The organism is Haemophilus haemolyticus (genome assembly GCF_001679045.1).
GTDB classification, from domain to species: domain Bacteria; phylum Pseudomonadota; class Gammaproteobacteria; order Enterobacterales; family Pasteurellaceae; genus Haemophilus; species Haemophilus haemolyticus.
Genome location: NZ_LYCK01000013.1, coordinates 144,460 through 171,302 on the forward strand (window position 1 = coordinate 144,460; position 26,843 = coordinate 171,302).

25 protein-coding genes, 1 tRNA gene and 1 pseudogene are annotated in these 26,843 nt (G+C 39.8%); 13 read left to right on the top strand and 14 right to left on the bottom strand.

The annotated features are described in order from the left end of the window. Nucleotides 1–42: 42 nt before the first annotated feature. A tRNA-Ser gene (locus A8M50_RS06365) sits at nt 43–132 on the bottom strand. A gap of 124 nt (nt 133–256) precedes the next feature. Between A8M50_RS06365 and dauA the strand changes: the two genes are divergently transcribed. From dauA to dusC, 5 genes are all read left to right on the top strand, one after another. Continuing rightward, the gene (gene dauA, locus A8M50_RS06370) at nt 257–1,999 is read left to right on the top strand and encodes a C4-dicarboxylic acid transporter DauA (protein ID WP_005644372.1); all 1,743 of its coding nucleotides are present in this window, start codon (nt 257–259) and stop codon (nt 1,997–1,999) included. A 70-nt stretch (nt 2,000–2,069) separates the two neighbouring features. Further along, on the top strand, nt 2,070–2,786 hold the full coding sequence (rph, locus tag A8M50_RS06375) for a ribonuclease PH (RefSeq protein WP_005644547.1): 717 nt from the start codon (nt 2,070–2,072) through the stop codon (nt 2,784–2,786). A gap of 23 nt (nt 2,787–2,809) precedes the next feature. Beyond that, entirely contained in the window at nt 2,810–3,451 is a 642-nt protein-coding gene (pyrE, locus tag A8M50_RS06380) for an orotate phosphoribosyltransferase (RefSeq protein ID WP_005644452.1), read from the top strand. 66 nt (nt 3,452–3,517) lie between these two features. Continuing rightward, complete coding sequence (djlA, locus tag A8M50_RS06385; protein ID WP_005644605.1) at nt 3,518–4,384, top strand: co-chaperone DjlA; 867 nt, start codon at nt 3,518–3,520, stop codon at nt 4,382–4,384. Continuing rightward, on the top strand, nt 4,384–5,316 hold the full coding sequence (gene dusC, locus A8M50_RS06390; protein WP_005644390.1) for a tRNA dihydrouridine(16) synthase DusC: 933 nt from the start codon (nt 4,384–4,386) through the stop codon (nt 5,314–5,316). Before djlA ends, dusC begins: the two co-directional genes overlap by 1 nt. Before the next feature lie 38 nt (nt 5,317–5,354). Here dusC and rpoH read toward each other — a convergent pair whose 3' ends face one another. The 5 genes from rpoH to plsY all read right to left on the bottom strand — a co-directional run bounded on the left by rpoH (nt 5,355) and on the right by plsY (nt 10,120). Beyond that, nucleotides 5,355–6,200, bottom strand: coding sequence for an RNA polymerase sigma factor RpoH (gene rpoH, locus A8M50_RS06395; protein WP_005626842.1), 846 nt, complete (start codon nt 6,198–6,200; stop codon nt 5,355–5,357). Nucleotides 6,201–6,337: 137 nt separating this feature from the next. Continuing rightward, complete coding sequence (locus tag A8M50_RS06400; protein WP_005644351.1) at nt 6,338–6,649, bottom strand: DUF2322 family protein; 312 nt, start codon at nt 6,647–6,649, stop codon at nt 6,338–6,340. A gap of 25 nt (nt 6,650–6,674) precedes the next feature. Continuing rightward, entirely contained in the window at nt 6,675–7,700 is a 1,026-nt protein-coding gene (murB, locus tag A8M50_RS06405) for a UDP-N-acetylmuramate dehydrogenase (protein ID WP_005644450.1), read from the bottom strand. 75 nt (nt 7,701–7,775) lie between these two features. Further along, on the bottom strand, nt 7,776–9,479 hold the full coding sequence (narQ, locus tag A8M50_RS06410) for a nitrate/nitrite two-component system sensor histidine kinase NarQ (RefSeq protein ID WP_005644332.1): 1,704 nt from the start codon (nt 9,477–9,479) through the stop codon (nt 7,776–7,778). Nucleotides 9,480–9,520: 41 nt separating this feature from the next. Further along, nucleotides 9,521–10,120, bottom strand: a complete 600-nt coding sequence (gene plsY, locus A8M50_RS06415) for a glycerol-3-phosphate 1-O-acyltransferase PlsY (protein ID WP_005644597.1) — start codon at nt 10,118–10,120, stop codon at nt 9,521–9,523. A gap of 82 nt (nt 10,121–10,202) precedes the next feature. Between plsY and folB the strand changes: the two genes are divergently transcribed. Together folB and sodC are read left to right on the top strand one after the other, a co-directional pair. Then, nucleotides 10,203–10,559 carry a dihydroneopterin aldolase gene (gene folB / locus A8M50_RS06420; RefSeq protein WP_005644586.1) on the top strand — a complete coding sequence of 119 codons (357 nt, stop codon included), beginning with the start codon at nt 10,203–10,205 and terminating at the stop codon, nt 10,557–10,559. 87 nt (nt 10,560–10,646) lie between these two features. Then, nucleotides 10,647–11,219 carry a superoxide dismutase family protein gene (gene sodC, locus A8M50_RS06425; RefSeq protein WP_005644430.1) on the top strand — a complete coding sequence of 191 codons (573 nt, stop codon included), beginning with the start codon at nt 10,647–10,649 and terminating at the stop codon, nt 11,217–11,219. A 66-nt stretch (nt 11,220–11,285) separates the two neighbouring features. Here the strand turns inward: sodC and A8M50_RS06430 are convergent, their stop codons facing one another. The 3 genes from A8M50_RS06430 to A8M50_RS06440 are packed head-to-tail and all read right to left on the bottom strand — an operon-like array spanning nt 11,286 to nt 13,019. Continuing rightward, entirely contained in the window at nt 11,286–11,564 is a 279-nt protein-coding gene (locus tag A8M50_RS06430) for a heavy-metal-associated domain-containing protein (RefSeq protein ID WP_005644593.1), read from the bottom strand. A gap of 8 nt (nt 11,565–11,572) precedes the next feature. Then, nucleotides 11,573–11,935, bottom strand: coding sequence for a mercuric transporter MerT family protein (locus A8M50_RS06435; protein ID WP_005644437.1), 363 nt, complete (start codon nt 11,933–11,935; stop codon nt 11,573–11,575). Further along, nucleotides 11,910–13,019 (bottom strand): transglutaminase-like domain-containing protein, encoded by a 1,110-nt coding sequence (locus tag A8M50_RS06440; RefSeq protein WP_005644529.1) that lies wholly within the window; start codon nt 13,017–13,019, stop codon nt 11,910–11,912. The genes A8M50_RS06435 and A8M50_RS06440 overlap by 26 nt, the downstream gene beginning before the upstream one ends. 233 nt (nt 13,020–13,252) lie before the next feature. Here A8M50_RS06440 and metH point away from each other — a divergent pair, with 233 nt between their 5' ends. The 3 genes from metH to A8M50_RS06455 are packed head-to-tail and all read left to right on the top strand — an operon-like array spanning nt 13,253 to nt 18,860. Then, nucleotides 13,253–16,942, top strand: a complete 3,690-nt coding sequence (metH, locus tag A8M50_RS06445; RefSeq protein ID WP_005644443.1) for a methionine synthase — start codon at nt 13,253–13,255, stop codon at nt 16,940–16,942. A 27-nt stretch (nt 16,943–16,969) separates the two neighbouring features. Further along, nucleotides 16,970–18,142 (top strand): AAA family ATPase, encoded by a 1,173-nt coding sequence (locus A8M50_RS06450; RefSeq protein ID WP_005644454.1) that lies wholly within the window; start codon nt 16,970–16,972, stop codon nt 18,140–18,142. Between the two features lies 1 nt (nt 18,143). Further along, on the top strand, nt 18,144–18,860 hold the full coding sequence (locus tag A8M50_RS06455; RefSeq protein WP_005644337.1) for an HNH endonuclease family protein: 717 nt from the start codon (nt 18,144–18,146) through the stop codon (nt 18,858–18,860). 340 nt (nt 18,861–19,200) lie between these two features. Here A8M50_RS06455 and A8M50_RS06460 read toward each other — a convergent pair. Continuing rightward, a pseudogene (locus tag A8M50_RS06460) lies at nt 19,201–20,193 on the bottom strand (ATP-binding protein); the annotation flags it as partial. Between the two features lie 154 nt (nt 20,194–20,347). On the opposite strand from A8M50_RS06460, the gene A8M50_RS06465 reads away from it, so the two are divergent. Further along, nucleotides 20,348–20,815 (top strand): hypothetical protein, encoded by a 468-nt coding sequence (locus A8M50_RS06465; RefSeq protein WP_005644294.1) that lies wholly within the window; start codon nt 20,348–20,350, stop codon nt 20,813–20,815. Between the two features lie 48 nt (nt 20,816–20,863). Here A8M50_RS06465 and A8M50_RS06470 read toward each other — a convergent pair whose 3' ends face one another. The 4 genes from A8M50_RS06470 to A8M50_RS06485 all read right to left on the bottom strand — a co-directional run bounded on the left by A8M50_RS06470 (nt 20,864) and on the right by A8M50_RS06485 (nt 25,411). Beyond that, a complete protein-coding gene (locus A8M50_RS06470) occupies nt 20,864–21,601 on the bottom strand; it encodes an ABC transporter ATP-binding protein (RefSeq protein ID WP_005644435.1) in 738 nt (245 codons plus the stop codon). Then, entirely contained in the window at nt 21,601–22,578 is a 978-nt protein-coding gene (locus tag A8M50_RS06475) for a FecCD family ABC transporter permease (protein ID WP_005644612.1), read from the bottom strand. Before A8M50_RS06475 ends, A8M50_RS06470 begins: the two co-directional genes overlap by 1 nt. A 27-nt stretch (nt 22,579–22,605) precedes the next feature. Next, entirely contained in the window at nt 22,606–23,391 is a 786-nt protein-coding gene (locus A8M50_RS06480) for a substrate-binding domain-containing protein (RefSeq protein WP_005644344.1), read from the bottom strand. 73 nt (nt 23,392–23,464) lie between these two features. Continuing rightward, entirely contained in the window at nt 23,465–25,411 is a 1,947-nt protein-coding gene (locus A8M50_RS06485) for a TonB-dependent receptor plug domain-containing protein (protein ID WP_032826485.1), read from the bottom strand. A gap of 200 nt (nt 25,412–25,611) precedes the next feature. Here A8M50_RS06485 and glyQ point away from each other — a divergent pair, with 200 nt between their 5' ends. Together glyQ and A8M50_RS06495 are read left to right on the top strand one after the other, a co-directional pair. After that, nucleotides 25,612–26,520 (top strand): glycine--tRNA ligase subunit alpha, encoded by a 909-nt coding sequence (glyQ, locus tag A8M50_RS06490; RefSeq protein ID WP_005628151.1) that lies wholly within the window; start codon nt 25,612–25,614, stop codon nt 26,518–26,520. Nucleotides 26,521–26,578: 58 nt separating this feature from the next. Beyond that, nucleotides 26,579–26,839, top strand: a complete 261-nt coding sequence (locus A8M50_RS06495; RefSeq protein ID WP_005628150.1) for a hypothetical protein — start codon at nt 26,579–26,581, stop codon at nt 26,837–26,839. The last annotated feature ends 4 nt before the right edge of the window (nt 26,840–26,843 follow it).

Sequence of the window (26,843 nt, forward strand, 5' to 3'; positions counted from 1 at the left end):
AAGAAGAAAGAAAAGGGGAATGATTAGGGAATAAAATTAGGATGGCGGTGAGAAAGGGATTCGAACCCTTGATGCAGTTTCCCACATACACGCTTTCCAGGCGTGCTCCTTCAACCACTCGGACATCTCACCGTAAAAGGTGCGCAAACTATAAAGATTTGCTCCAGTTTAGTCAAGTTTTTTGCGCTAGAACATAAAAAACTTTTAAAAGTTTCGCTAGAATAACCGCACTTTATTTATCGTTTGTAGTTTTTTTATGCATATTAAAGCGTTATTTTCTAAAAATGTTTTTTTAGCTGTAAAACCTTTTAGCGCGCTGAAAGATTCTTTTCGTTTAGGTTATTCGAAAAAATCGCTGCTTCGCGACATTATTTCAGGGTTGACCGTTGGGGTGATTGCGATTCCGCTTTCCATGGCTTTGGCGATTGCGAGTGGTGTACCGCCACAACATGGTCTTTATACGGCAATTATTGCGGGTATCGTTATCGCGCTGACGGGTGGTTCTCGCTTTAATATATCTGGGCCTACTGCCGCTTTTGTTGTGATTCTTTACCCTGTTACCCAGCAATTTGGGCTAAGCGGTCTTTTGATGGCAACGTTGCTTTCGGGGCTCATTTTAGTGTTGATGGCGTTATTTCGTCTAGGGCGTTTAATTGAATATATTCCTTTGCCCGTCACCTTAGGTTTTACTTGTGGGATTGGGATTACTATTGGTACTTTGCAGATTAAGGATTTTTTGGGGCTTTCCATAGAAAAAATGCCTGCGCATTATCTTGAAAAAATTCAAACAATTTTTACCGCACTTCCTACGATAAATTGGGCGAATGCAGCGGTTGGAGTGGTAACACTATTAGTCCTGACTCAATGGCATAAATTGCGTTTGGCAGTGCCAGGGCATTTACCTGCAGTGATTATTGGCACGATTTTAGCTCTAGCATTACAGCATGTTGGTTTTGAGGTGGCGACGATTGGCTCTGCATTTCAATATACTTTGCCTGATGGTTCCATTGGTCATGGGATTCCTAATGTATTGCCAGATTTTTCTCTGCCGTGGAATATTCCTGATGCGCAAGGTCAATTAATTCATTGGGATTTTAATAGCTTACAAGCTTTGTTACCTGCTGCTTTTTCAATGGCGGTATTGGGCGCAATCGAATCACTTCTTTGTGCAGTGATTTTAGATAATATGACAGATACTAAACATCACTCTAATAACGAGTTATTAGCGCAAGGCTTAGGGAATATCATTTCTCCGTTTTTTGGCGGGATTACGGCAACAGCTGCGATTGCTCGTTCTGCAGCTAATGTGAAATCAGGGGCGGTATCGCCAATATCAAGTGTTGTGCACGCAATACTTGTTTTGTTCGCTTTACTTTTGTTTTCGCAAGCCCTTTCTTATTTGCCTTTGTCATCGATGGCTGCTTTGTTGTTGGTGGTGGCGTGGAATATGGCGAGTGTGCACGATATTATTCACCTTGCTCGCCGTTCAGGCAAAAATGAAATGGCGATGTTGCTGACTTGTCTTATTTTGACCGTATTGTTTGATATGGTGATTGCGATTAGTGTCGGAGTGTTGCTTGCAAGCCTCTTGTTTATTCGGACGATTGCTGAGATGACAAAAGCCATTGAACACAATGCGCCTGAAGATTTAGATGACGTTTTGGTTTACCGAATTAGCGGTCCGCTTTTCTTTGCTGCTGCGGATAAATTATTTGCGGATTTGCATGATAGAACGGTTCATACCGATCACGAAATCCGACATGTTGTGCTGCAATGTGATGCAGTGACCGTGCTTGATGCTGGTGGAATTCATGCGCTTACTCGATTTGTTCAACATATGTTGCCCCATCAGCAACTTTACTTGTGCAATATGCAATTCCAACCGTTGAGAATGTTAGTTAAATATAATTCTTCGCCAGATATTCAAAAAATTAATTTTGCGGCAGATTTAAACGAAACTTTTCATAAAATTCGTGACTTTGAAAAAACTACCCAATAATGAAAACTAAAGCGTGCTAGAATAGTGCGCTTTTTTATTACATCGTTCTAAACCATATCAAGGAATAATTATGCGTCCAAATAATCGAGAAAATAATCAACCCCGCCAAATTAAAATTACCCGTAACTACACCAAGCATGCTGAAGGTTCTGTGCTTGTTGAATTTGGTGATACCAAAGTGCTTTGTACTGCAACAGTGGAAGATGCTGTACCACGTTTCTTAAAAGGACAAGGGCAAGGTTGGGTCACGGCTGAATATGGAATGTTGCCACGTTCAACACATAGTCGTATGCAACGTGAAGCGGCTAAAGGTAAACAAGGTGGACGTACAATGGAAATTCAACGCTTAATTGCCCGCTCTTTGCGCGCAATGGTGGATCTTAAAGCACTTGGCGAACGTGCGATTACTTTAGATTGCGATGTTATTCAAGCAGATGGCGGCACACGAACTGCATCCATTACTGGTGCTGCAGTCGCATTATGTGATGCGATCAATGGTTTAATTGAGAATGGCACGTTAAAAACTAACCCAATTAAAGGGCTAGTTTCGGCAATTTCTGTAGGGATTGTTGATGGTCAAGCTGTTTGTGATTTGGAATACGTGGAAGATTCTGCCGCGGAAACCGATATGAATGTTGTGGTGATGGAAGATGGTCGCATGATTGAGGTGCAAGGCACCGCAGAAGGTGAGCCATTTAGCCATGAAGAATTATTAACATTATTAGATTTAGCGAAACAAGGTTGTCATCAAATTTTCACCGCTCAACGCGAAGCGCTAGGCTTATAAACACAGTTTATAGGGGTTAAAAAATGGAACAATATAAACGCGATTTTATCGAATTTGCTTTAAGCCGAAATGTATTGAAATTCGGAGAGTTTACTTTGAAATCGGGGCGTAAAAGTCCGTATTTCTTCAATGCGGGTTTGTTCAATACGGGGGCAGATTTAGCGCGTTTAGGCGAGTTCTATGCTGCGGCAATTCAGGCAAGTGCGGTAGATTTTGATGTTGTTTTTGGCCCTGCTTACAAAGGTATTCCAATTGGCACTTCAGTTTCGGTGGCGTTATTTAATCGTTATGGTATTGATAAACCCGTGTGTTTTAATCGCAAAGAAGTGAAAGATCACGGAGAGGGCGGCAATTTAATTGGTAGCCCATTGCAAGGAAAAATTTTGCTTGTGGATGACGTGATTACGGCTGGTACTGCGATCCGTGAATCTATGGAATTAATCAGTGCAAATAAGGCAGAGCTTGCGGCAGTATTGATCGCTCTAAACCGTAAAGAACGAGGAAAAGGCGAGCTTTCAGCAATTCAAGAAGTTGAACGTGATTATCAATGCCAAGTGTTATCTATCATTGATTTAGATGATTTGATGCAATTTATCGAACAAGATCCTCGATACAGTAGCCATTTGCCAGAAATGCGTGCTTATCGTGCCGAATTTGGCGTATAAAACTTGAGAAATAAATTTTTGTCATCATTATAAAAATAACCGCACTTTGACTTAACAGGGGAAAGAATGGGATTTATTGGAAAAATTATAGGCGTATTTTTAGGTTGGAAAGTTGGTGGATTTTTTGGTGCGATAGCTGGACTTATTTTAGGTTCCATCGCAGATAAAAAATTGTATGAACTTGGTTCAGTAAGTTCTAGTTTCTTTAAAAAGAAAACAACGCGTCAAGACTTGTTTATGCAAACCACCTTTGCGGTGTTAGGGCATTTAAGCAAATCGAAAGGGCGTGTAACAGAAGAAGATATCCAATTAGCTAATCAATTAATGATTCAGCTTAAACTGGATGATGCGGGGCGTAAATTAGCGCAAGATGCGTTTCGTCGTGGTAAAGAGCCTGATTTCCCAATTCGTCAAGTTATACGTGAATTTCGCATTGGCTGTGGGCAACGTGCTGATTTATTGCGAATGTTCTTACAAGTGCAAGTTCAAGCGGCTTTTGCCGATTCAGAACTTCACGAAAATGAGAAAGAAGTGCTTTATGTGATCGCTGAAGAACTTGGTCTTTCTCGTATGCAATTTGAACAAATGATTGCGATGGAAATGGCTGCTAGAGCTTTTACTCAAGGCGGTTTTTATCAGCAATATCAACAAGGTGCCTATCAAGGTGGCTACCAATATCACCAACAAAATAGTGGTGGTTACCAACATGCTTCTGGCCCAACGTTAAATGATGCCTATAAAGTATTGGGTGTGACTGAGTCCGACGAGCAAAACACGGTTAAGCGTGCTTATCGTCGTTTAATGAATGAACACCATCCAGATAAACTCGTGGCGAAAGGTTTACCGCCAGAAATGATGGAAATGGCAAAAGAAAAAACTCAACAGATTCAAGCTGCTTACGATTTAATTTGTAAAGCAAAAGGCTGGAAATAGTGCGTGTTATTCTTGCGCCTATGCAAGGGGTTTTAGATCCCTTTGTACGCCAACTTCTCACCGAAGTGAATGACTACGATTTATGTATAACAGAATTTGTTCGCGTAGTTGATCAACTTCTTCCTGAAAAAGTATTTTATCGTTTATGCCCTGAATTAAAAAATCAGGGCTTTACTTCTTCTGGCACGCCTGTGCGAGTACAGTTGCTAGGGCAGCATCCAGAATGCCTTGCTGAAAATGCTATTCGTGCGATCGATCTTGGTTCTCATGGCGTTGATTTAAATTGTGGTTGCCCCTCTAAAACTGTGAATGGCAGCAATGGCGGTGCGGCATTATTGAAACAGCCTGAATTGATTTATCGTGCAACTCAAGCCTTACACCAAGCCGTGCCAAGTGAATTCCCCGTTAGTGTAAAAGTGCGGTTAGGTTGGGATGATATTTCTCAAGCTTTTGAAATCGCTGATGCGGTAGAGCAGGGCGGTGCAACAGAAATTACAGTTCATGGCCGCACAAAAGCCGATGGTTATCGTGCTGATCGAATTAATTGGAAAAAAATTGGCGAAGTCCGAGAGCGTTTATCCATTCCTGTTATTGCTAACGGAGAAATTTGGCATTGGCAAGATGGGCAAGATTGCTTATCCCAAACAGGTTCTCAGGATTTAATGGTAGGACGAGGCGCGTTAAATATTCCGAATTTAAGCCATGTTCTGAAATCCAATGCAGAAAAAATGCCTTGGTACGATATTCAAAAAATCTTGCAAAAATATGCTAATGTCGAAAATGAATATGACAGCGGTTTTTACCATGTGGCACGAATTAAACAGTGGTTACGTTATTTGAATAAGGAATATGATGAAGCGAACCAAGTGTTTGATAAGATTAAAACTTGCCAAACTGCTGAAGATTTGAAATTACGTTTAAATGATAAATAAAAACCTGCTAATTAGCAGGTTTTCTTTTTCCAAATTATTTAAAAACTCACCGCACTTTTTAATTTTTTCAGTGCATTGGTTTCTAATTGACGGATACGTTCCGCAGAGACATTATATTTTGCCGCTAAGTCGTGTAATGTTGCTTTGTTATCATCTAGCCAACGAGCTTTGATAATATCCTGACTACGCGCATCTAGACTTTGTAGCGCTGCACCTAATTGCTCGGTTGCTTGGCTTTCAAAGTTTTCATTTTCCAGCTCTGCAGCGAAATTAGAACTTTTATCTTCCAAATAAAGGGCTGGAGAATAGGTCTCTGTTTCTGCATCATCAGTAGGTAAATCAAAACCTACATCGGCACCGCTCATACGCGATTCCATTTCGATCACATCTTCTTTGGAAACACCCAATTCATTTGCCACGATATCAACTTCATTTTCATTAAACCAGCCTAAACGTTGTTTAGTTTTGCGTAGGTTGAAAAATAATTTACGTTGAGCCTTCGTGGTTGCGACTTTTACGATACGCCAGTTACGAAGAACATATTCGTGGATCTCTGCTTTAATCCAATGCACAGCAAATGACACCAAACGTACACCAACTTCAGGGTTAAAACGTTTAACAGCTTTCATTAAGCCGATATTGCCTTCTTGGATTAAGTCAGCTTGTGGCAAACCATAGCCAGAATAGCCACGCGCAACATGGATCACGAAACGCAGATGCGACAAAATGAGTTTTTTCGCGGCATCTAAATCCTCGTGATAATACAAACGTTCAGCCAATTCCTTTTCTTCCTCTGCGGTCAGCATCGGATATTCATTTGCCGCACGAATATAACCTTCGATACTGCCTTGAGGAACTAACATCATTTGTGTTTCTTTATCCATCGTTTCCCTTCTTTATTTTGGCTTTTGCCAATCAATGTACTTAGTTATAGCACAATAAGCTATCTTATTGAACCAATTTGTTAATAAGACAGGTTTTACCAATCAGAAGTTCAATTATTCTAAATAATTCTGATTAATTAGCAACGTGGAATCAGGGTTAAATTAAGATTTTCATCAATCACTTTAAATAGTAAATCAATGTTTGGGTGCTTGCCTGGATTCGCTTTTGCATCTTCGACGTGTTCAGCAAACCATTCAACACCTTGTTGTGCGGAAGTGTAGTTTAATTTCCCGTTAAATTTTTCAGCCAATGCATTATAAAGGCGAAGCGAACCTAATTTACCGGGTATGGCTGGAATGTTGTGGATAACCGTTTCACCATCTATCACATTTAAACCGGTTAAATGATCGATTGTGGGTAAGATTTCTAAAATTTCTTTAAAGCTCATGGTTGATTTCCTTAATCTATATAAATTATGCGATAGTTTTCTCGCTATTTACTTCGCCAGTTGAACCAATAAAGCGGACTTCAGGTTGTAAATATACACCGAATTTTTCTGCAACAGTTTGGCGAACATGATTGGCGAGTTTGACCACGTCTTGCCCTGTTGCCCCGCTTTTGTTAATTAATACTAATGCTTGTTTTTCATGAACGGCTGCGCCGCCAATTTGAAAACCTTTAAGATTGCATTGATCAATCAGCCAGCCCGCCGCTAATTTCACTGAGCCATCAGCCTGTGGAAAGTGCGGTAAATTTTCGTGATGTTTTTTGATTTCCTCAAAATGTTCCGAACTGACCACCGGATTTTTAAAGAAACTTCCCGCATTACCAAATTCATTTGGATTAGGTAATTTACTTTGACGGATATGACAGACTTCATCAAAAATTTGTTTAGCGGTGACAGTTTTTGGATCGAATTCTACAAGCGAACCATATTTTAGAATAGGCAGCCAATTTTTTGTGAGCTTTAATCCAACAGCTGTAATCACATAACCTTGTTGATAACGATGTTTGAAAATACTTTCACGATAACCAAATTCGCATTGTTTTGTGTCGAGTCGGAAAGTTTCATTCGTGTTTAAATTAAGTACATCCACATAATCGCATACATCTTTAAATTCCACACCGTATGCACCGATATTTTGAATTGGTGCAGAGCCTGCACAGCCAGGAATCAGCGCCAGATTTTCTAATCCATAAATACCATTGTTAATAGACCATTCCACCAATTCATGCCAATTTTCACCGCCATTCACATGCAGGTAGTGAAAATCAGAATCCTGTTGGTGAGTAATGCCCATTAAACGATTTAAAATCACCACACCATTAAAATCATCTAGAAATAGCATATTACTGCCTTGACCTAGAAAAAGTGCGGGTAAATTTTCCGCTTTTGAATGAGCCCATGCTTGTTGTAGTTGTTCAATACTATGCGCTTCGATAATTTCACGAGCATTAGCATGAATATGGAAAGTGTTAAAAGGTTGTAAATTTTGCATTTAAAATACCATTGTCAGGTGCATAAAAAATTTATCTTTTATACCAGTTGCTATGAATAATTATATCCACCGTAATCAACATAACGCGTGTGGAAGCGTGATTTTTACCTGTGTACCGCCTTGTTCGCGACGGACGATGTTAAATTCTGCGTTAAGTTGGCGACTACGTTCAGTCATAATATTTAACCCATAATGACCTTCAGGCTCTTCAAGGTCCTGAATACCGATACCATTATCTTCAACTAAAATTTCGTATTCGCCTTCTGCATTAATTTTGGCGCTAATTTCAATTGCTGTGCCTTGAGAATGTTTGATCGCATTGGTGGTGGCTTCGCGTACAATTTGTAGCACATGAACCAGTTGTTGCGGATTCAAACTTTGTGATGGCAATTGGCTATTAACGTTCATTTGCATCGTTGTTTGTGAACGTAATGAGTCAATCACTTGTTCTAGCGCAAGCTGTAAATTAGCTTCTTGTATAGTTAAACGGAAAGTGGCTAAAAGCTCGCGTAATTGTGCATATCCACTCGAAAGAGCCTGTTCAAAATCACGAATAATGACCAAACTTTGTTCTTTGGATGAATCGCCTTCTTTCTTCAAGTTATGTTTAAGTAATGTAAGTTGGATCTGTAAAAACGATAGCACTTGAGCCAACGAGTCATGCAATTCTCGCGCGATAATTGACCGCTCTTCCATCAATAAGAGCTGTTCTTGTTGGCGTAAACTTTTTTGGAAATAAAGGGCTCGCCCAAGCATTTGAGCAAGGTTTTGCATCATTCTCGGATCGGGACAAGGCAATCCTGCTTGCCAAGAGAGTGCGCCGAATTCTTCGTTATCGACAGAAAGTGTCTGTGTTTGCAAAGAGCAGTCTAAATCTTGAGTACCAAAAGCAATATCCCAATGCTCAGCACCCATAACTTCAACTTTAATATATTTCAAATTTTCGCTGACTAGAATGTGATCGAGCACTTGGCTTAATACTTTATCGTTGATCGTGTTTGCATTAAGAATTTGAGAACTTTGATAAAGGGTCGTCAAAGAGCGGTTGGTTTGGCGTAACTTTTGTGTTTTTTCGTTTACCGTTTCTTCCAAACGTGAATAAAGTTGCCCAAGCTCCGTGGACATTTGTGTGAAGATGCGAGCCAATGTACCGAGTTCATTTTGTTTCGTTGTATCAAGCGGAATGTGATTGAATTGACGCATTTGCACTTGCATACTGGCTTTCGTCATTAAGTGCAGTGGTTTTACGACTTCCCGCTGTGTGTACCAAATTACATAAGACACCATGAGTAAAATTAACCACATCGCGAAAAAAAGTACCGATACGCCCAAAATCCATTTTTGTTCACTGAAACGTTGTAGCTCAAACACAAAATAATCAACATCTGCCACATAGTCAGTGAGCTGATTACTATAGTTTTTTACATCGTGTTGGCGGGCATATTTTTCCATGTTCGTCCAACGTTGCAAAATGTTTTGATAGGAATGTTTTAATACATTCGGTGTGAAAAATTGATTTTGGACTTCCAATAAAGCAGATGAATGAAGGCTTATATGATAACGACGCAAGTTTGTTTCCACACTTTCTGGTTGTTCTTGCATTTCATAGAGCAGTCGATAACTTTGCATCCGCAAAGAACCTGAAATATTAATGGCTTCTGCGTCATATTTATTACTGCTCATAATTGCCAAACTTAGCGAGCTAATTACGCCAGCAACGATGAGAATGATGAATAAATATTTAGCAATACGAGTGGAAACTGAACGTTTAGTATGCACAGGAAACTCCAGTGGAAATTTAGAAAAGTGTGGTGAATTTTTTATTTCTTTTTAAATTTAGCCCAAACTTTATCTTCTTGACCGCGCCATAAACGTTGAACGTTATCGTGATGACGATAAATTAATAGACAACAGACCAATGCAACGGGAAAAGTAAATTCAGGTTTGAACCACCACACATAAAAAGGCACAAGTAACGCAGAAATAACCGCACTTAATGAAGAATAACCGCTGATAAGAAAAACGAAGACCCAAGTACCTAATGTAGAACCCGCTACAGCCCAAGAAATTGGAGCAATCGCACCGAAAGCTGTTGCGACGCCTTTGCCGCCTTTGAATTGGAAGAATATTGGGAATATGTGCCCCAAGCAAGCACCTAGTGCGACCATACCTAATTCAAATTGTGTGAGCCCTAAATAGTAACCAACCCATACTGGCGTCATGCCTTTTAAAATATCAATAATTAGTACGGCGAGAGCAGACCAGCGGCCTCCGATACGAAGCACATTTGTCGCCCCTGGATTGTTTGAGCCATTTTGACGAGGATCTGGCAAGCCTGCAACGCAACAAATTAGAATAGCACTGGAAATAGAGCCTAAAAGATAGGCACAAAGCATATAAAAAAGGGCAAAAAGGCTCATTTTGTACTCCAGCAAGAAAAATTATTCGTTATTCTACCCAAAGTTGATAGCATACGCCTACAATAATTTTAGAGGAAATCTTATGGATCGTGTTTTTATTGAAGAATTGACTGTTTTTGCTCAAATTGGCGTATATGATTGGGAACAGCAAATTAAGCAAAAACTTGTGTTTGATTTGGAAATGGCGTGGGATTGTAAGCAAGCGGCAGATACGGATGATGTTGTATATTGTTTAAATTACGCTGAAGTGAGCCAAGTGATAATTGATTATGTGGAAAGTAAACCTTTCTTGTTGATTGAGCGAGTGGCTTATGAAGTGGCGGATTTGCTTGAGTCACGTTATCAACTTCAAGGATTAAAAATGAAACTGAGTAAACCGAAAGCTGTCGCGCAAGCTCGAAATGTTGGCGTATTGATTGTACGTGGATGTTTAAAATAATGTGAAATTTTCGTAAAAACTTGTCGGCTTTTTAAACGAAATTGACTAAAATAGTCATGAGTTTTTACTGCAATAAAGGAGATTGCAATGAATATGAAAACCTTATTAGCACTAGCGGTTAGTGCGGTATGTTCAGTTGGTGTTGCGCAAGCACATGAGCATAATCATGATCACAATATGGCACCAAAAGGTGCTTCTATTGAAGTGAAAGTGCAACAACTTGATCCAGTAAACGGTAACAAAGATGTGGGTACAGTGACTATTACTGAATCTAACTATGGTCTTGTGTTTACTCCTAATTTACAAGGATTAAGCGAAGGCTTACATGGTTTCCACATCCATGAAAATCCAAGCTGTGATCCAAAAGAAAAAGACGGTAAATTAACAGCAGGTTTAGCGGCTGGCGGTCACTGGGATCCTAAAGGTGCAAAACAACACGGTTATCCATGGCAAGATGATGCTCACTTAGGTGACTTACCGGCTTTAACTGTATTACATGATGGTACAGCAACTAACCCTGTTTTAGCTCCACGTCTTAAAAAATTAGATGAAGTTCGCGGTCACTCTATTATGATTCACGCGGGTGGTGACAACCACTCCGATCATCCAGCTCCACTTGGCGGTGGCGGCCCACGTATGGCATGTGGCGTGATTAAATAATTCGATTGTTCAAAACAAAAAGTGCGGTGAATTTTCACCGCACTTTTTTTGCTAGGTATTTAGCGTTTAATTCACGACTTCAGCAGTATATTTCAGCTTGTGAATCGCATCGAATAATTGCTGGTTTGTGACTTTTGGATCTTCCACAACTGTCACTAAACCATCTTTAATGGATGGTTTTGTTGAAATAACGCCATCAATATTACGCAGTTCTTTATTGACTAAGTAAGCGCAAAGCTGGCAATTCATTTCTTTTACTTTTAGCACAATTTGTTTGGTTTCATTCGCATGAGCGAAAGAAATTGCAAACAACGAAAGCAAAAGTGCGGTACATAATTTCTTCATTTTTATTCCTAATTAGCTAATTCTAAAATCCAAGGCAAAATTGTTGGGTAGGTTAAGAAAAAAATCATCACGATAAATACAATCCAATATAAAACGATGAGCTTTTTACGGGAAATATATTTGCTACAAATGATTTTTTTTGAAAACATCAACAGCCAAAATCCATAGGCAAAGGCGCATAATGAAATAATAAGCATAGGAATACGCAAATAATCATATTCGCCTAAGCCAATCAACCAAGTGGACGACACGCCAAATACTAAATAGATTAATGGCGCAATACAGCACAACGTTGATGCCACCGCGGCACTAAGTGCGGTGGCTATGGCAACCCAAAAGGATTTATTAGAGCTTTTTAGAGACGTAGTCATATTTAAATTCTTTTGGATCAAAGGAATTTAACGGATCTCCACCTACTTCTGCATATGGATAGCCGAAGTTATTGATCGGAGCTAGTTCTGGTTGTGGATATAAATTGAAATCACGGGCATGATTAAATCCGACCCAGTTTGCTTCCCAGTTACCAAACAAATATTTTGCTACGGCTTGTGTATCTTTATCTTCAACAGATTTTTTCTCTGCTAAACGCATTTTGGCAACGTCTGCGGAATCAACTGGTACCCATCCAAATCCTGCAAGGTAGAATTCAGCACGGCAGTGTTGGCCACCACTTACGTTTGCAATGCCTTGTTCATTTGCACTCCCAAAAGCACCTTTGGAATATTTGCCCATTTTCTCTGCCGCACCTAAGCGAATACCAAAAATTTCACGAGCTGGGATGCCTGCCGCACGAGCAAGTGCCACAAATACAGAATTAATATCGGTACATTTACCTTTTAATATGCCAGTGGTAAGAATTTTTTCTACATCGCCGTCGCCACAACCTAATACAGAATTATCACGTTCCATATTTTTTACGATCCAATGGTGAATAAGTTCTGCTTTTTTTAATGGATTAGTTTCTTTACCTACGATTTTGTCAGCAAATTCTTTCACTATACCATCAGTTTTAATATGTTGAGTCGCTTTTAAGTACTCTTGTACATCCACGGAATACTGAATATCTTTTGGCGGAGTATAATTCTCTAAAGCACCTTTCACCATCGGTTCACGGTCTTTTGTTTCAATGACCATCGTGACTTTTAAATCACGTTTTTGTGCATCTTTATCCCAAGTGGCAAATAAGGTTTTCGCACCGTATTTATTGTTTTCTGTTACATAGGCATTCATGTAATTACCTTCAAAGTGAATCGATTTCACTTGTTGGTATTCCCCATTAAATGGTAATGGAACCCATAAATTGGTTTGTCCTTGCGAGCCTTTTGGCACAACTAAATCGTAGGTTTGTGTGAATTCGTAAAGATGGGCGTCTGTATTGTAGTTTGGAATATTGGTGTTTGCATGAGCTAACGAGCCACATGCAGAAAGCACCGCAACTGCGATAAGTTTCTTCATGAAGAGATCCTCTAGTTAATAATAGTTAAACTTAACATATTAGATAAACTAATACGCCACTATGCTAACGGATTTTTGAGCAATAATTCAACCGTTTTACGTAAACTTTTTATTTTTCCTATATAAAAAATACTTTATTTCCTACCGCGCTTTCCTTCTAACATTTGACACCTCTAGCCCTTACACCTATTATTCCGTAGTTATTTATTTAAGATTTACGGAACAAAATAATTATGGTGAATAAAACCGCTCAACTTAAACAAGCTCTAGAAAATCGCATTCTCATTTTAGATGGTGCAATGGGGACGATGATCCAAAAATATAAACTGACAGAAGCCGATTTTAGAGGTGAGAAGTTTAAGAAAAGTGCGGTCGATTTACGCGGTAATAATGATTTACTGACATTGACTCAACCACTGCTAATTTCCGCTATTCATGAGAAATATTTAGCAGCGGGTGCCGATATTATTGAAACCAATACTTTTAGTTCAACTACGATTGCCCAAGCGGATTATGATTTGCAATCTATCGCTTATGAGCTTAATTTTGTTGGTGCAAAATTAGCTCGTTTGGCTGCAGATAAATATAGCACGCCAGAAAAAACTCGCTTTGTCGCGGGCGTGCTAGGGCCAACAAACCGTACAGCCTCTATTTCTCCTGATGTAAATGATCCAGGCTTCCGCAATGTTACTTTTATGGAGTTAGTGGAGGCTTATGCCCAAGCAACAAAAGGATTAATTGAAGGCGGTGCGGATTTAATTATGATCGAAACCATTTTCGACACTCTTAACGCTAAAGCGGCAGTTTTCGCCATTGAAAGTGTATTCGAAGAATTAGGCGTAGAATTGCCAATCATGATTTCCGGCACTATTACTGATGCTTCAGGGCGAACTCTTTCCGGGCAGACCACCGAGGCTTTCTATAACTCTCTCCGTCACGCAAAACCGCTCACTTTCGGTTTGAACTGTGCGTTAGGTCCAAAAGAATTACGCCAATATGTAGAACAGCTTTCAAAAATCAGTGAAACCTATGTTTCTGTGCATCCGAATGCGGGCTTGCCAAATGCTTTTGGTGGTTATGATTTAGGGGCAGAAGAGATGGCTGCTCACTTAAAAGAGTGGGCTGAAAGCGGCTTTGTGAACATTATCGGCGGTTGTTGCGGCACCACACCAGAACACATTAAAGCCTTTGCTGAAGCGGTAGAAAACATCCCACCACGCAAATTGCCACAAATCAAAACCGCGATGCGTTTATCCGGCTTAGAACCACTCAATATTGATGATGAAAGCCTGTTCGTGAACGTGGGCGAGCGTAATAACGTGACGGGTTCTGCAAAATTTAAACGTTTAATTAAAGAAGATAAATTTGCTGAAGCCATTGAAATTGCTATCGATCAAGTGGAAAACGGCGCACAAGTGATTGATGTGAACATGGACGAAGCCTTGCTCGACGGCAAAAAATGCATGACCCGTTTCCTCAACATTATGGCGACGGAACCCGATGCAGCCAAAGTGCCGGTGATGATTGACTCATCTAAATGGGAAGTAATTGAGGCAGGTTTACAGTCGGTGCAAGGTAAACCGATTGTGAACTCTATCTCGTTGAAAGAGGGCGAGGAAAAATTTATTCATCAGGCTAAATTGGTGCGTAAATACGGCGCTGCTGTGGTGGTGATGGCATTTGATGAAGTGGGGCAAGCTGATACCGAAGAGCGAAAAGTGGAAATCTGTACCCGTGCCTATAACATCTTAGTCGAGCAAGTTGGCTTCCCGCCGGAAGATATTATTTTCGACCCGAATATTTTCGCCATCGGCACAGGGATTGAAGAACACAATAACTACGGCGTGGATTTCATTAATGCGACGGGTCGCATTAAACGCTCGTTACCACACGCGAAAATTTCGGGCGGGGTGTCAAACGTGTCCTTCTCTTTCCGTGGAAATAACGTCATGCGTGAGGCTATTCACGCGGTATTCCTCTATCATGCCATCAAACAAGGCATGGACATGGGGATCGTGAACGCAGGACAGCTCGCGATTTACGATGATCTTGATCCTGAATTACGCAATGTGATTGAAGACGCTGTCTTAAACCGCACGCCTGATGGCACAGAGCGTTTATTGGATATTGCGGAAAAATATCGCAACCAAGGCAACGATGAAAGTGCGGTGGATTCTGTGGCCGAATGGCGCACGTGGCCAGTGGAAGAGCGATTGAAACACGCCCTTGTGAAAGGCATTACTACGCACATCATCGAAGACACCGAAGAGGCTCGCCAGAAATTGCCAACGCCGTTAGAGGTAATCGAAGGTCCACTCATGGCAGGCATGGACGTGGTGGGCGATTTGTTCGGCGACGGCAAAATGTTCCTACCGCAAGTGGTGAAATCCGCACGCGTGATGAAACAATCCGTGGCGTATTTAGAGCCATTTATCAATGCCACCAAACAAAAAGGCTCAAGCAACGGTAAAGTGGTTATCGCTACCGTGAAAGGCGACGTGCATGACATCGGCAAAAATATTGTGAGCGTGGTGTTGCAATGTAATAACTTTGAAGTGATTGACTTAGGCGTGATGGTGCCGGCGGACAAAATTATCCAAACGGCGATTGATGAAAAAGCGGATCTTATCGGCTTGAGCGGTTTGATTACGCCATCCCTAGACGAAATGGAATACTTCCTCGGTGAAATGACTCGTTTGGGTTTGAACTTGCCTGTTTTAATCGGCGGTGCAACCACCTCCAAAGAACATACCGCCATTAAACTGTATCCAAAATATAAACAACACGGCGTGTTCTATACCTCAAACGCTTCCCGTGCGGTAACAGTATGTGCCACGTTGATGAACCCGGAAGGGCGTGCGGCATTGTGGGAACAATTCAAGAAAGATTACGAGAAAATCCAACAATCCTTCGCCAACCGCAAACCACTGCGTAAACAGCTGAGTATTGAAGAAGCGCGCGCCAATCGTTTCGATGGCTTTAGCGGTGAATGGGCAGATTATGTGCCACCAACGCCAAAACAAACGGGCATTGTAGAATTTAAAAACGTACCGATTGCCGAACTACGCAAATTTATCGACTGGTCGCCATTCTTCCGCATTTGGGGCTTGATGGGTGGCTACCCTGATGCCTTTGATTATCCGGAGGGCGGCGAAGAAGCACGTAAAGTGTGGAATGATGCGCAAGTTGTATTAGATGAATTAGAGCAAAATCATAAACTCAACCCAAGCGGTATTTTAGGTATCTTCCCTGCAGAAAGTGTAGGCGATGATGTCGTGCTTTTCGCTGATGAAGAACGTACGCAAACCATTGGTACAGCTTACGGCTTACGCCAACAAACGGAACGTGGCAAAAACAGCAAAAGCCCGTTTAACTTCTGCTTAAGCGACTTTATCGCCGATCGCGAAAGCGGTAAAAAAGATTGGTTTGGGATGTTCGCCGTCTGTGCGGGTATTGAAGAAATGGAATTAGTGGAAGGCTATAAAGCGGCAGGCGACGACTATAACGCTATCTTGCTACAAGCCGTAGGCGACCGCCTCGCCGAAGCCATGGCAGAATACCTGCACTTTGAGCTACGCACCCGCATTTGGGGCTACACGCAAGAAGAATTCGACAACCAAGGTTTAATCAATGAAAACTATGTCGGCATCCGCCCTGCTCCGGGTTATCCAAGCTGCCCAGAACACACGGAAAAAGCCTTGATTTGGGATTTATTAGAAGTGGAACAACGCATCGGCATGAAACTCACCGAAAGCTATGCCATGTGGCCGGCGGCTTCCGTCTGCGGTTGGTACTTCACCCACCCAGCAAGCAACTATTTCACCTTAGGTCGCATTGATGAAGACCAAGCTCAAGATTATGCCAAACGTAAAGGTTGGGATGAGAGAGAGATGATGAAATGGTTGGGTGTGGTGATGAAGTGATAGGTATAAAAAATTGAGGAGATAAAAATGAAGATAGATACTATAGAAATAGAAAATGTTGGTGGTATCACATCTATTAGATTAGATAATTTAGATCCTAATTTAAATATCATTTGTGGTGAAAATGGTATTGGTAAAACTCATATTATTGAGTCTATAGCAGCTTGTTTTACAAGTTATTGTGATAATTATCTAAAGAAAAAAGCTAATTCTGACAATGGTCTAATTCAACTAGAAATAATAGATATAGAAGATAAATTCAAAAAAATACAGTACCAAGTTGAGGATTTTTCTCCTAGAGACAATAGAGGAGGTAATTATCATCTTACTGATTTTTGGAATAATTATTCAGAAAACTTAATGTATTTTAAAGTTGATAGATTTTTCTCATACCAATGGGTTAATTCATTAAAAATATATGACAATAAAGAAAATCATATTAAGAAAAATTTAGATGGAATTTCTAAGGAAAATTTAAAGGATTGGTTTATTAGAAGCGAAATACTTTCTGATAAGGATTATACTCCAGAAGTAGATAGAAGAAATATAGAATTTGCAAAGGAGGTCATTACAAAACTAAATTGTCAATATAGTTTTTCTGCAATCTTAAAAGATATGGAAATATACATAAATACTCCAACAGGAGATATACCTTATGAATACTTATCATCAGGATTTAAGAGCTGTATATTTATCATATGGGGCATTATAAGAGAAGTACAAATTCGTTTTCCAGATATTGAATCAAAAACTTTTAACGGCATAATTATAATTGACGAAATAGAATTACATTTACACCCTGAATGGCAAAATAAAATTTGTGATGTTCTAAAAGAAGCCTTCCCGAATACACAATTTATTATTACAACTCATAGCCCTCATGTAATTCAAACTGCTGAACATAATCAGGTAGTAGCCTTGGAAGGTAGTAATGGTATTCTGCATAAGAAAAATTTAGAAAGTGCACGTAATGGCTTTAGTGGATGGAGTATAGAAGAAATTCTTACAGATGTTATGGGAATGAGTGATTTAAGAACAGAGTGGTTCAAATCGACTTTATCTAAGTTTAATTCAGCATTAGATGAGGAAAACTTTAAAAATGCTAAAATTATTTTTGAAGAGTTAGAACGTAAATTACATCCTCAAAGTACTGAGCTTGCATTATTTAGATTTCAGTTAAAAGCATTAACTGGAGAATAAAATGATACCATTACAACAGCCACCTAAACCTGATTATTTAACAGATGAAAAAGTACAAGAGCTTACAAATAAGTATCAATTAGACACTAAAAAGACAGTATGGAATAAAGCAGAAATAAAAGAACCTTTATTAAAATCCTCAAACAAAAAATGTGCTTATTGTGAATGTATACTTCAAGAAACAGATTCCTATAGCCAAATAGAGCATTTTCATCCTAAATCACTTTACCCACTGGAAGTCGTTGTTTGGGAAAATTTATTGCCAGCCTGTGCGCGTTGTAACACGCATAAAGGTAATCATGATACTGTAAACATCCCTATAATTAATCCTTATAATGATCTTCCTAAAGAGCATCTTTCAACTCAAGGTTTGCGTCTTTATCCAAAAACTGAGATGGGAAAAATAACAATTAAGCGGCTAAACTTGAATGACAACGATAGACTTTGCATACCAAGGTTTAAATTATGCAATGAGGTTCATGAAAAGTTAGGGTATATAAAGGATACTACTGATTTATTAGATCAAAGAAATCGATTACATTCTCTATTGACTGCTTGTAGTAAAAGTGGAGAGTTTTCTGCATTTTGTTCTCATGCGCTACATTCAAATATAGATTATACCAATATAAAGAATTTGTTATCAGAAAACGAGTATTGGGATGATGAATTAGCAAAATTAGATGAGGAAACTAAATCGATTGCCTTAGAATCTAGATAGTAAATATCCTCCCTTGATGGCGCAAGCGTCCTCGCTTGTGCCTCTCATCTAAAAGTGCGGTCAGAAAATCCAAAGAATTTTGGACATTAGTTCTGCCAACGGCTTATGGGTAAAATTCGCAATGTTTTTATTAAACAGCACCTGCGTGGACGCTGGCGCTATCTTTCTTTATTTGCACCTATCTGTTGGTGCACGCTTCCTAGCGTGTGCCTAATCTCACTAAAAACACTTCAAAAACTGACCGCACTTTATTTACTTTCTACGGCTCGCGTTAGGAAACGCGTACTGTCATAAGCGTTAAACACAAAAAGTGCGGTAAAAATTTTCAACGTTTTTATATTTACTGTAACAACCAATCCACGACATAAATTACCTCAATTCCATCAATCTCTGTTTGTTCGTAATATTTTCCCGTAATTAAGATCTTTTTATAGTTATCTTTAATATGCAAAAGATTATCTGTTTCGTGGGTATTTTCAGGGATCTCAAAGGCGACTTGTACATATAAAATCTCATCAGCTTTTTGGGCGATAAAATCAATTTCTTTGCTGTCAAGTTTACCGACATCTACGGTATAACCTCGTCTAAGCAATTCAATAAAAACGATATTTTCTAAGCGATTGGCATAATTCGCTCCTTTTTTACCGATAGCGTGTCGTCTTAAACCGTTATCCACAATAAAATATTTGGCATTGGTTTTTAAATAGCCTTTTCCGCGAATATCATATTGTTTTGCTTTATAAAAAAGAAAGGCATTTTCTAACAGTTCAAGATATTTGCTGATGGTGTGGTTTGAAGTGGGGACACGTTCGGACGTGAGCGTGTTGCTAATTTTGCTCGGATTCACCAACTGCTCGACGTTATCCGCCAGAAAGAGAATCACTCTTTTAAGAATATGCGTGTCTTTCACGCCGGCTCGATGCGCAATGTCATTCAGCACGATGGAATCAAAAATACCCGATAAAATTGTTTCTTTTAAAGTTTCATCAGCAATAGCAACACTAGGGAAACCACCGTATTTTTCATATTCCGAATAGAGTTTATCCACCAACCTTGACTGACTATCCACATTTTTGGAACGTAAAAATTCTTTAAAAGAAAGCGGGTAAATTTTGATTTCTACATACCGACCGCTTAACAGCGTCGCAAGCTCACCGGAAAGCAAGTTGGCATTGGAACCTGTAATCACGATATCGGTGTTAAAACTCACGCGAAGCGCATTGACGATTTTTTGCCAACCTTCTACAAACTGAATTTCATCAATCAGAAAGTAGGTTTTAGCTGGAGAAGACGGCATTTTTTCTTGAATAAGCTGTTGGAAGTCTTGAGTGTCAATTGGAAGTCAATTTCTATATTTGTTTTTTTAGCCTGTATTTGGAATTACATTTCCAGTTTTTGTTTCTTTTTTTAGTCTCATTCCAATCCCTTGCACAATCCCCAATTTCCGCTATCATACGCGCTTTCTTATTTTTCGGAATTTTGTATTTATGAATAAATTAAAGATGGCGTTGTTTGTGGGTGTTCTTGTGAGTTTATTTGCTTGTACTACAACACATCAGCCGAAGAAGGCGGTTAAATCTCGATTTTTAAAGAATAATATTAGCCAAGCAGAGTTAAATAATTCTGTTAATTATAAGCCATATCATTATCGTTGTAATAATAAAGAAACTGGGGGAATTTCTCATTTGACGACTTATTTCCCTCTGTCGCGTGAAAGCCGTATGAAAGACAACTTTGGGTTTTATTTCCAGCTAGATCATGGCAAGGCGGTGCCTTTTGATCATTCATACACACTGACACTGAATGCGCGCGGTACAAAATTTGAAGTGGTTTATCGTTCGTATGATCCGATTCAAGGAAGTTATGTGGATTTAATCGCGCGATCTCAAAATTCAATTTACTACAAGAATCAACAAGGCAAGCAAGTTCCTTGGTTGATTTGTAAGGGCGGTTGATTTTTATCGAAAATAATTTTTTACTTTCAGTAAAATGAGAAATTGGAATTAGGTTTCCAATTTCTCTATTCCATAAATCTCTCTTCTTTCTACATCAAATTTCACGCTTATATCAAAGGCTTGTGCAAGATTCGCTGAATTTAGCACCGCTTGTGTTTTGCCAGTCGCAATGATTTTGCCTTTATCAAGCAAAATCACTTCATCACAGTATTTGTATGCAAGGGATAAATGATGGATCGCTACAACACAAGTATGCTGTGGCGTGAGTGATTTTAATTGTTCCATCATATCTATTTGATAATAGGGATCGAGTGGTGCGATAGGCTCATCGGCAAGCAATAGTGGCGCATTTTTGATGCAACAACGAGCGAGTTGCACTCGTGCTTTTTCTCCGCCTGATAGTTTCTGAACGGATTTATTAAGCAAATGTTCTATCGAAAATTTTTGTGAAATCTCCGTAATTTTTGACCGCTCTTTTACTGAGGATAATGGTGAATTTAAGCCAAGGGCAATGACATCATAAACCGATAAATCCCAATGGATATTGGTATCTTGCGCAAGATAAGCGAGTTGCTGGCTTTTTGCAGCTGTACTCATTTTGCTTAACGGGCTGTTTCCAAAATAAATTTCACCTTTTGCAATAGGTAAAATTCCTGCAATCGTTTTGAGCAAAGTTGATTTGCCCGCACCGTTTGCGCCCATAATGCCGATCAGTTTTCCTTTAGGAAGCGTACAGCTGATGTTATTTAAGCCATAAGGCTGAGAAAGGTTTTCGATTCTAATCATTATCTTGCCAACTTGCGTTGCTCCGTAATTAAAATCCAAATTAAGCAAGGTGCACCAATGATTGCGATGAGTGTGCCAATATAAATATGTGAGAAGATTGGAATATATTGCACGCAAAGATCCGCAATAAGTAGCAATAATGCGCCAAGTAATGCACTGATGATGTAAAGCTGTGAAGGGCGTTTTTTTAGCAGAAGGCGAGCAAAGTGCGGTGCGATTAAGCCAACAAAACCGATAGTGCCTGTTTGCGGAATAGTTGCACCAACTAATAATGCTACGCCAAAGGTCGTGATGAAAAAGCTACGCTTAGGATTCACTCCCATGGTGCTCGCGGTTTCTTCACCAAAGGTGAGCAAGTCAATATAGCGGCGTTCACGATATAAACAGAGCAATCCCAATAATATGATTGGAAATGAAATGAGTAGTGTGTCAAGTTTTGCCCATACAAGAGAACCTTGTAGCCAACGGTAGAGTTCAGCTAATGCCCATGGGCTTTCTGCGTTCGAAAGTAGCAATGCAACGGAAGCAGAGAGCAACATATTGACGGCTAAACCACTTAAAATCATCGCCGTTGTGCCATGATTTTTGGCGATTAAATAAACCAATAAAAAACTAGATAATGCACCAGTTATACCGCCAATAAGCAACAGACTTAAGGGTACGGAAGAATAGTAAAGCAAAAAGACACTGGTGGTGGTTGCACCGGCACTACTTCCCAATAATCCAGGGCTTGCTAGTGGATTTTGAAATATCCCCTGCATTGCATTGCCCGCTAAAGCAAGGCTTGCGCCAGTTAAAATGGCTAATCCAAGGCGTGGTAGGCGAATATCAAGCAATACAAGAGAGCGCATATCCGTGAGCACACCATCGGCATTTTTGAGATGAGCAAAATCGCCGAGCTGATGATAAATCGCAAACCCGCTAATAAACAGCAATGCTAAGAAAAGTGCGGTATTTAATTTTAGTGTTTTGGTCAATGAACAATTTCCTATGTAATCCAAATATCATTTTAACTGTTGATAAATCTTCTCCGCCCCTTGCCACACGCCGTGATCAAAGCAATAAGTATATTTCATTGGAATACGAAAGTGCGGTCGATTTTTAAAAAGATTTTGCAAAAGCGGATGTTTAAGCAATTCCGCTTGTTCGTTATAACTTTGCTGGTCGCTGATTTCAATCAATACGTTTGGCTCTGCTCGTAACACTTTTTCAAGAGAAAAATTTTGTGCCGTAAGCGGTGTTTTTAGCGGGGTTAAGCCTAATAAATTAAGTAAAGTGGGATACTGTGGCGTATAAGTTTCTACAATGCCTGTATCTGAAAGTATTAATGTGTCAGTGAGTGATAGATTGAGGCGAGAATCTTGTAATTTAAGTTTTTCAACCAAAGATTCTGCCTGCATTTCGTTACCTGTGAGTTTACCCAAGTGCAATATTAGCCCAAATAATTCTTCTGCCGTTTGTGGCGTGTCATTAATTGGCTCAATTTTTGCCCCAAGTTTTTTCAAATCTGCCACAAGTTGTGGATAAAAGGTTTCATTGATAAGAAACGTTTTATCGAGATAGGGCAATAATGCGGTGAGTTGTGGCTCAAGTGTTGGCTTATCCATATTGAGTTTATCCAACATCATCAAGGGATTTTTAGAATAAGGAGATTGTGCGGCAATTTGCTTTGGACGCGCAATTTCCGATAAAAGACGATCACTACAAAGCGTAAGCGAGACAAATTGCTCCGACGCATGCGAAGTCAAGGGCAAGAAAAGTGCGGTTAAAATTAAACGAGTTTTTTGCATATAGATAATAATACGCTACGCCATCAAGAATGTAAAAAGGCGTGCTTAGCACGCCCTTATATGTGGATAATAATTAGAACGATCCTTTCAACCCAACGTAAACGTTGCGACCGTCTTGGCCGTAGCCAAGTACGTTTTCGTATTTTTTGTTGAATACGTTGTTTAAGTTCGCATAAATCGTCAAGTTATCTACCACTTTGTAGTTCAAGCCTAAGTTTGCCAAGGTGTAAGATGGCAATTTCACTTTATGTGCACTGTTAGTTTTTGAATAGTAGATATCCATGCGTTTGCCTGTGTAAGATACATTTACATCTGTACCTAATTTTTCAGTGATTTGGTATGCTAAGCCAGCGTTGGCTGTGTGCATTGGGCGACGTAAGTAGTTTGCTCCATATTGCTTATCACTGTGAATATTGGTGTAAGTGTAGTTTGCATAAGCTGTTAATGTATCGGTGAATTTGCCGTTATAAACGATTTCAACGCCTTTAATACGTGTTTTATCATCGCGATTGTAAGCTTGATTAACTACGCCATATTTAGTATCAATATAGTCTTTTACGTTACGAGCAAAGTAAGTGACATCTAAGCTATGAGCTTTATTCGTCGTTTCCATCAATAAACCGATTTCACCACCGATGCTTTTCGCTGGTTTAAGAGCCGGATTGCCGATGTTTTTGCTATTCCAACCAAAATAATCGGTAAGACTTGGATTTTGAATTGCCGAACCAATTCCCGCGTGCGTTTTGAAGTTCGAAGATAAACGATACGCACCTGCTACACGTCCTGTCCATGCATTTTTGTATTGCGAATTGTCTGTGAAACGACCACTCAACGATAAGCTATGATCAGATTCAGTGAATAAACGATATTCTGCCGCAACACTTTTCTCCGTTAAGCGTTTTTCTACACCATTATAATTTTTTGAAGTAAAGCTAGTACGCTGGTAATCTGTTAATAAACTTACCGCTTGAGTCACGCTACCTTCACGGTCAAAATTTACATCAAGTTGATAATTGGCATTCAGTTTTTTCCAATCTTTATTGGTTGCATTTAAACCAAAAGTATCACTATCTCCCTTCAAGTGGCTCACGCTAGCTTTATGTTTAAATAGTTCCTCATCACTCCCTAGGTATCCTCCTAATTTAAACAAGGTTTCACGAGTACGAATATAAGTAGGCGTTAAATTTTCAAATGCAGTGTAGCCTTGGGTATCCTGTCCTGAAATAATGCCATCGTTATGAAACGTTTGTGAGGAATGAGATGCTAAGAAATCAATCCCTTTTTGGTTATCATCATAACCAAAACGAATTGAGGCACTATCGCGATGGAATTTATCTTTTTCAACAGCACCACCAGTACGAATTTCATCACCTTGAGTTGAGGTATAACGGAAAGTGTTTTTGCTTGCAACAGAAATGCCGTTTGTGCGGTGACTATCGCCATGAAGAGCATAGTAGAAATTGTTTTGTTGCCCTGAAGCGGTGATTGAGCCATCACGGGTGCGATGCGAACCAGTACCGAAATCAAAATCTACATTGAAAGGTTTATCTTTATATAGTCCACTTTTAGTTGTGATATAAACCACACCACCCATTGCATCAGCACCCCAAAGTGCTGATTGTTCGCCGCGTAAAACTTCAATGCGTTCGATGTTACTTAGGGATAAACCTCCAAAGCTAAAATTGGTGTCTGCAGGATTCATTTTCACACCATCAATAATAATTGCTGTTTGGTTTGAATTTGCACCACGTAAGAATAAACTAGTTACAGCACCACGCCCCCCATTAGCTCCCATCGCCACACCTGGCACAGTCTTCAACACATCACTCACATAAGTCGCATTACGTTCTGCAAAATCTTTTTCTGTTAATACGGTGACTGATGATGCAGTTTGATCTTGGTTTACAGGCGTTGCGTAAGCTGAATACACATTGATCGGTTCAAGCTCGGTTTTGGTTTCAGCTTGTACAAAAGCTGACGCACTCAATAAAAGTGCGGTAGTAATTAAGTTAGTTTTCATCATGTTGGTTCCTCTTTTAAAAAAAAGTGCGCTATTTTGGCATAATAGAAATTCATTTCCTAGTTGAGAATTTTCATTTCCTTTACAAATTCTGTTCATTTTGTAAAAAAATTCGTTTTTTAACCGCACTTTTTCGCCTTTATCCGCCTTACGCTTTCAAGTATAATGCGAGCATTTTTAATCACATTAGATCAACGATTATGAGCACAAAATTTAACGTAAAAACATTCCAAGGTATGATTTTAGCCCTGCAAGAATATTGGGCAAACCAAGGCTGCACCATTGTGCAACCTTTTGATATGGAAGTGGGCGCAGGTACTTCTCACCCAATGACCGCATTGCGCGCATTAGGCCCAGAGCCAATGGCATTTGCTTATGTGCAACCTTCACGTCGCCCGACCGATGGTCGTTATGGCGAAAACCCAAACCGTTTACAGCATTACTACCAATTCCAAGTGGTGATTAAACCGTCTCCAGATAATATTCAAGAACTTTATTTAGGCTCGCTTGAAATGCTCGGTTTCGACCCGACCAAAAACGATATTCGTTTCGTAGAAGATAACTGGGAAAACCCAACCTTGGGTGCATGGGGCTTGGGCTGGGAAGTATGGCTAAACGGTATGGAAGTGACCCAATTTACCTATTTCCAACAAGTGGGCGGCTTAGAATGTAAACCTGTAACGGGCGAAGTGACTTACGGTTTAGAGCGTTTAGCCATGTACATTCAAGGCGTAGATTCTGTGTATGACTTAGTTTGGTCTGACGGTCCGCTTGGTAAAACTACTTATGGCGATGTTTTCCATCAAAATGAAGTTGAGCAATCAACCTATAACTTTGAACACGCAAACACCGATTTCTTATTCTACTGCTTCGATCAATATGAAAAAGAAGCACAAGAGTTATTGGCCTTAGAAAAACCATTACCATTGCCAGCTTATGAACGTATTTTGAAAGCAGCACACAGCTTCAACTTGTTAGATGCACGTAAAGCAATTTCAGTGACCGAACGCCAACGCTATATTTTACGTATTCGTGCCTTAACCAAAGGCGTAGCTGAAGCTTATTATGCAAGCCGTGAAGCCTTAGGTTTCCCTGGTTGTAAAAAATAACGCTTAAAGATAATTCACAAAAGTGCGGTGAAATTTGACCGTACTTTAGGAGAGCAAAATGAGCAAACCCATTCTTTATTATGCGGCAGATTGCCCTGATACTGCGCCATTTGTGGCTGAGTTAAAACGCTTGGGCGTGGATTATGAGTCAGTGGAAGTACTATCTTCCATCCCGAATTTGAAACAATGGTTACGCTTGCGTGATCGTCACGCCGCATTTGATGATGCAAAAGCACAAGGCTATGCGGGCTTTCCGGCGTTATTGTTAGATGACGACCGTGTTATTTTGGATGAATCCAAATTAAAAGAGATTTTTTAAAGTA

Bases quoted from the DNA above. Each gene is read 5' to 3' on its own strand.
- dauA (WP_005644372.1), top strand. From the start codon at position 257: ATGCATATTAAAGCGTTATTTTCTAAAAATGTTTTTTTAGCTGTAAAA.
- rph (WP_005644547.1), top strand. From the start codon at position 2,070: ATGCGTCCAAATAATCGAGAAAATAATCAACCCCGCCAAATTAAAATT.
- pyrE (WP_005644452.1), top strand. From the start codon at position 2,810: ATGGAACAATATAAACGCGATTTTATCGAATTTGCTTTAAGCCGAAAT.
- djlA (WP_005644605.1), top strand. From the start codon at position 3,518: ATGGGATTTATTGGAAAAATTATAGGCGTATTTTTAGGTTGGAAAGTT.
- rpoH (WP_005626842.1), bottom strand. From the start codon at position 6,200: ATGGATAAAGAAACACAAATGATGTTAGTTCCTCAAGGCAGTATCGAA.
- A8M50_RS06400 (WP_005644351.1), bottom strand. From the start codon at position 6,649: ATGAGCTTTAAAGAAATTTTAGAAATCTTACCCACAATCGATCATTTA.
- murB (WP_005644450.1), bottom strand. From the start codon at position 7,700: ATGCAAAATTTACAACCTTTTAACACTTTCCATATTCATGCTAATGCT.
- plsY (WP_005644597.1), bottom strand. From the start codon at position 10,120: ATGAGCCTTTTTGCCCTTTTTTATATGCTTTGTGCCTATCTTTTAGGC.
- folB (WP_005644586.1), top strand. From the start codon at position 10,203: ATGGATCGTGTTTTTATTGAAGAATTGACTGTTTTTGCTCAAATTGGC.
- sodC (WP_005644430.1), top strand. From the start codon at position 10,647: ATGAATATGAAAACCTTATTAGCACTAGCGGTTAGTGCGGTATGTTCA.
- A8M50_RS06430 (WP_005644593.1), bottom strand. From the start codon at position 11,564: ATGAAGAAATTATGTACCGCACTTTTGCTTTCGTTGTTTGCAATTTCT.
- A8M50_RS06435 (WP_005644437.1), bottom strand. From the start codon at position 11,935: ATGACTACGTCTCTAAAAAGCTCTAATAAATCCTTTTGGGTTGCCATA.
- A8M50_RS06440 (WP_005644529.1), bottom strand. From the start codon at position 13,019: ATGAAGAAACTTATCGCAGTTGCGGTGCTTTCTGCATGTGGCTCGTTA.
- metH (WP_005644443.1), top strand. From the start codon at position 13,253: ATGGTGAATAAAACCGCTCAACTTAAACAAGCTCTAGAAAATCGCATT.
- A8M50_RS06450 (WP_005644454.1), top strand. From the start codon at position 16,970: ATGAAGATAGATACTATAGAAATAGAAAATGTTGGTGGTATCACATCT.
- A8M50_RS06455 (WP_005644337.1), top strand. From the start codon at position 18,144: ATGATACCATTACAACAGCCACCTAAACCTGATTATTTAACAGATGAA.
- A8M50_RS06465 (WP_005644294.1), top strand. From the start codon at position 20,348: ATGAATAAATTAAAGATGGCGTTGTTTGTGGGTGTTCTTGTGAGTTTA.
- A8M50_RS06470 (WP_005644435.1), bottom strand. From the start codon at position 21,601: ATGATTAGAATCGAAAACCTTTCTCAGCCTTATGGCTTAAATAACATC.
- A8M50_RS06480 (WP_005644344.1), bottom strand. From the start codon at position 23,391: ATGCAAAAAACTCGTTTAATTTTAACCGCACTTTTCTTGCCCTTGACT.
- A8M50_RS06485 (WP_032826485.1), bottom strand. From the start codon at position 25,411: ATGAAAACTAACTTAATTACTACCGCACTTTTATTGAGTGCGTCAGCT.
- glyQ (WP_005628151.1), top strand. From the start codon at position 25,612: ATGAGCACAAAATTTAACGTAAAAACATTCCAAGGTATGATTTTAGCC.
- A8M50_RS06495 (WP_005628150.1), top strand. From the start codon at position 26,579: ATGAGCAAACCCATTCTTTATTATGCGGCAGATTGCCCTGATACTGCG.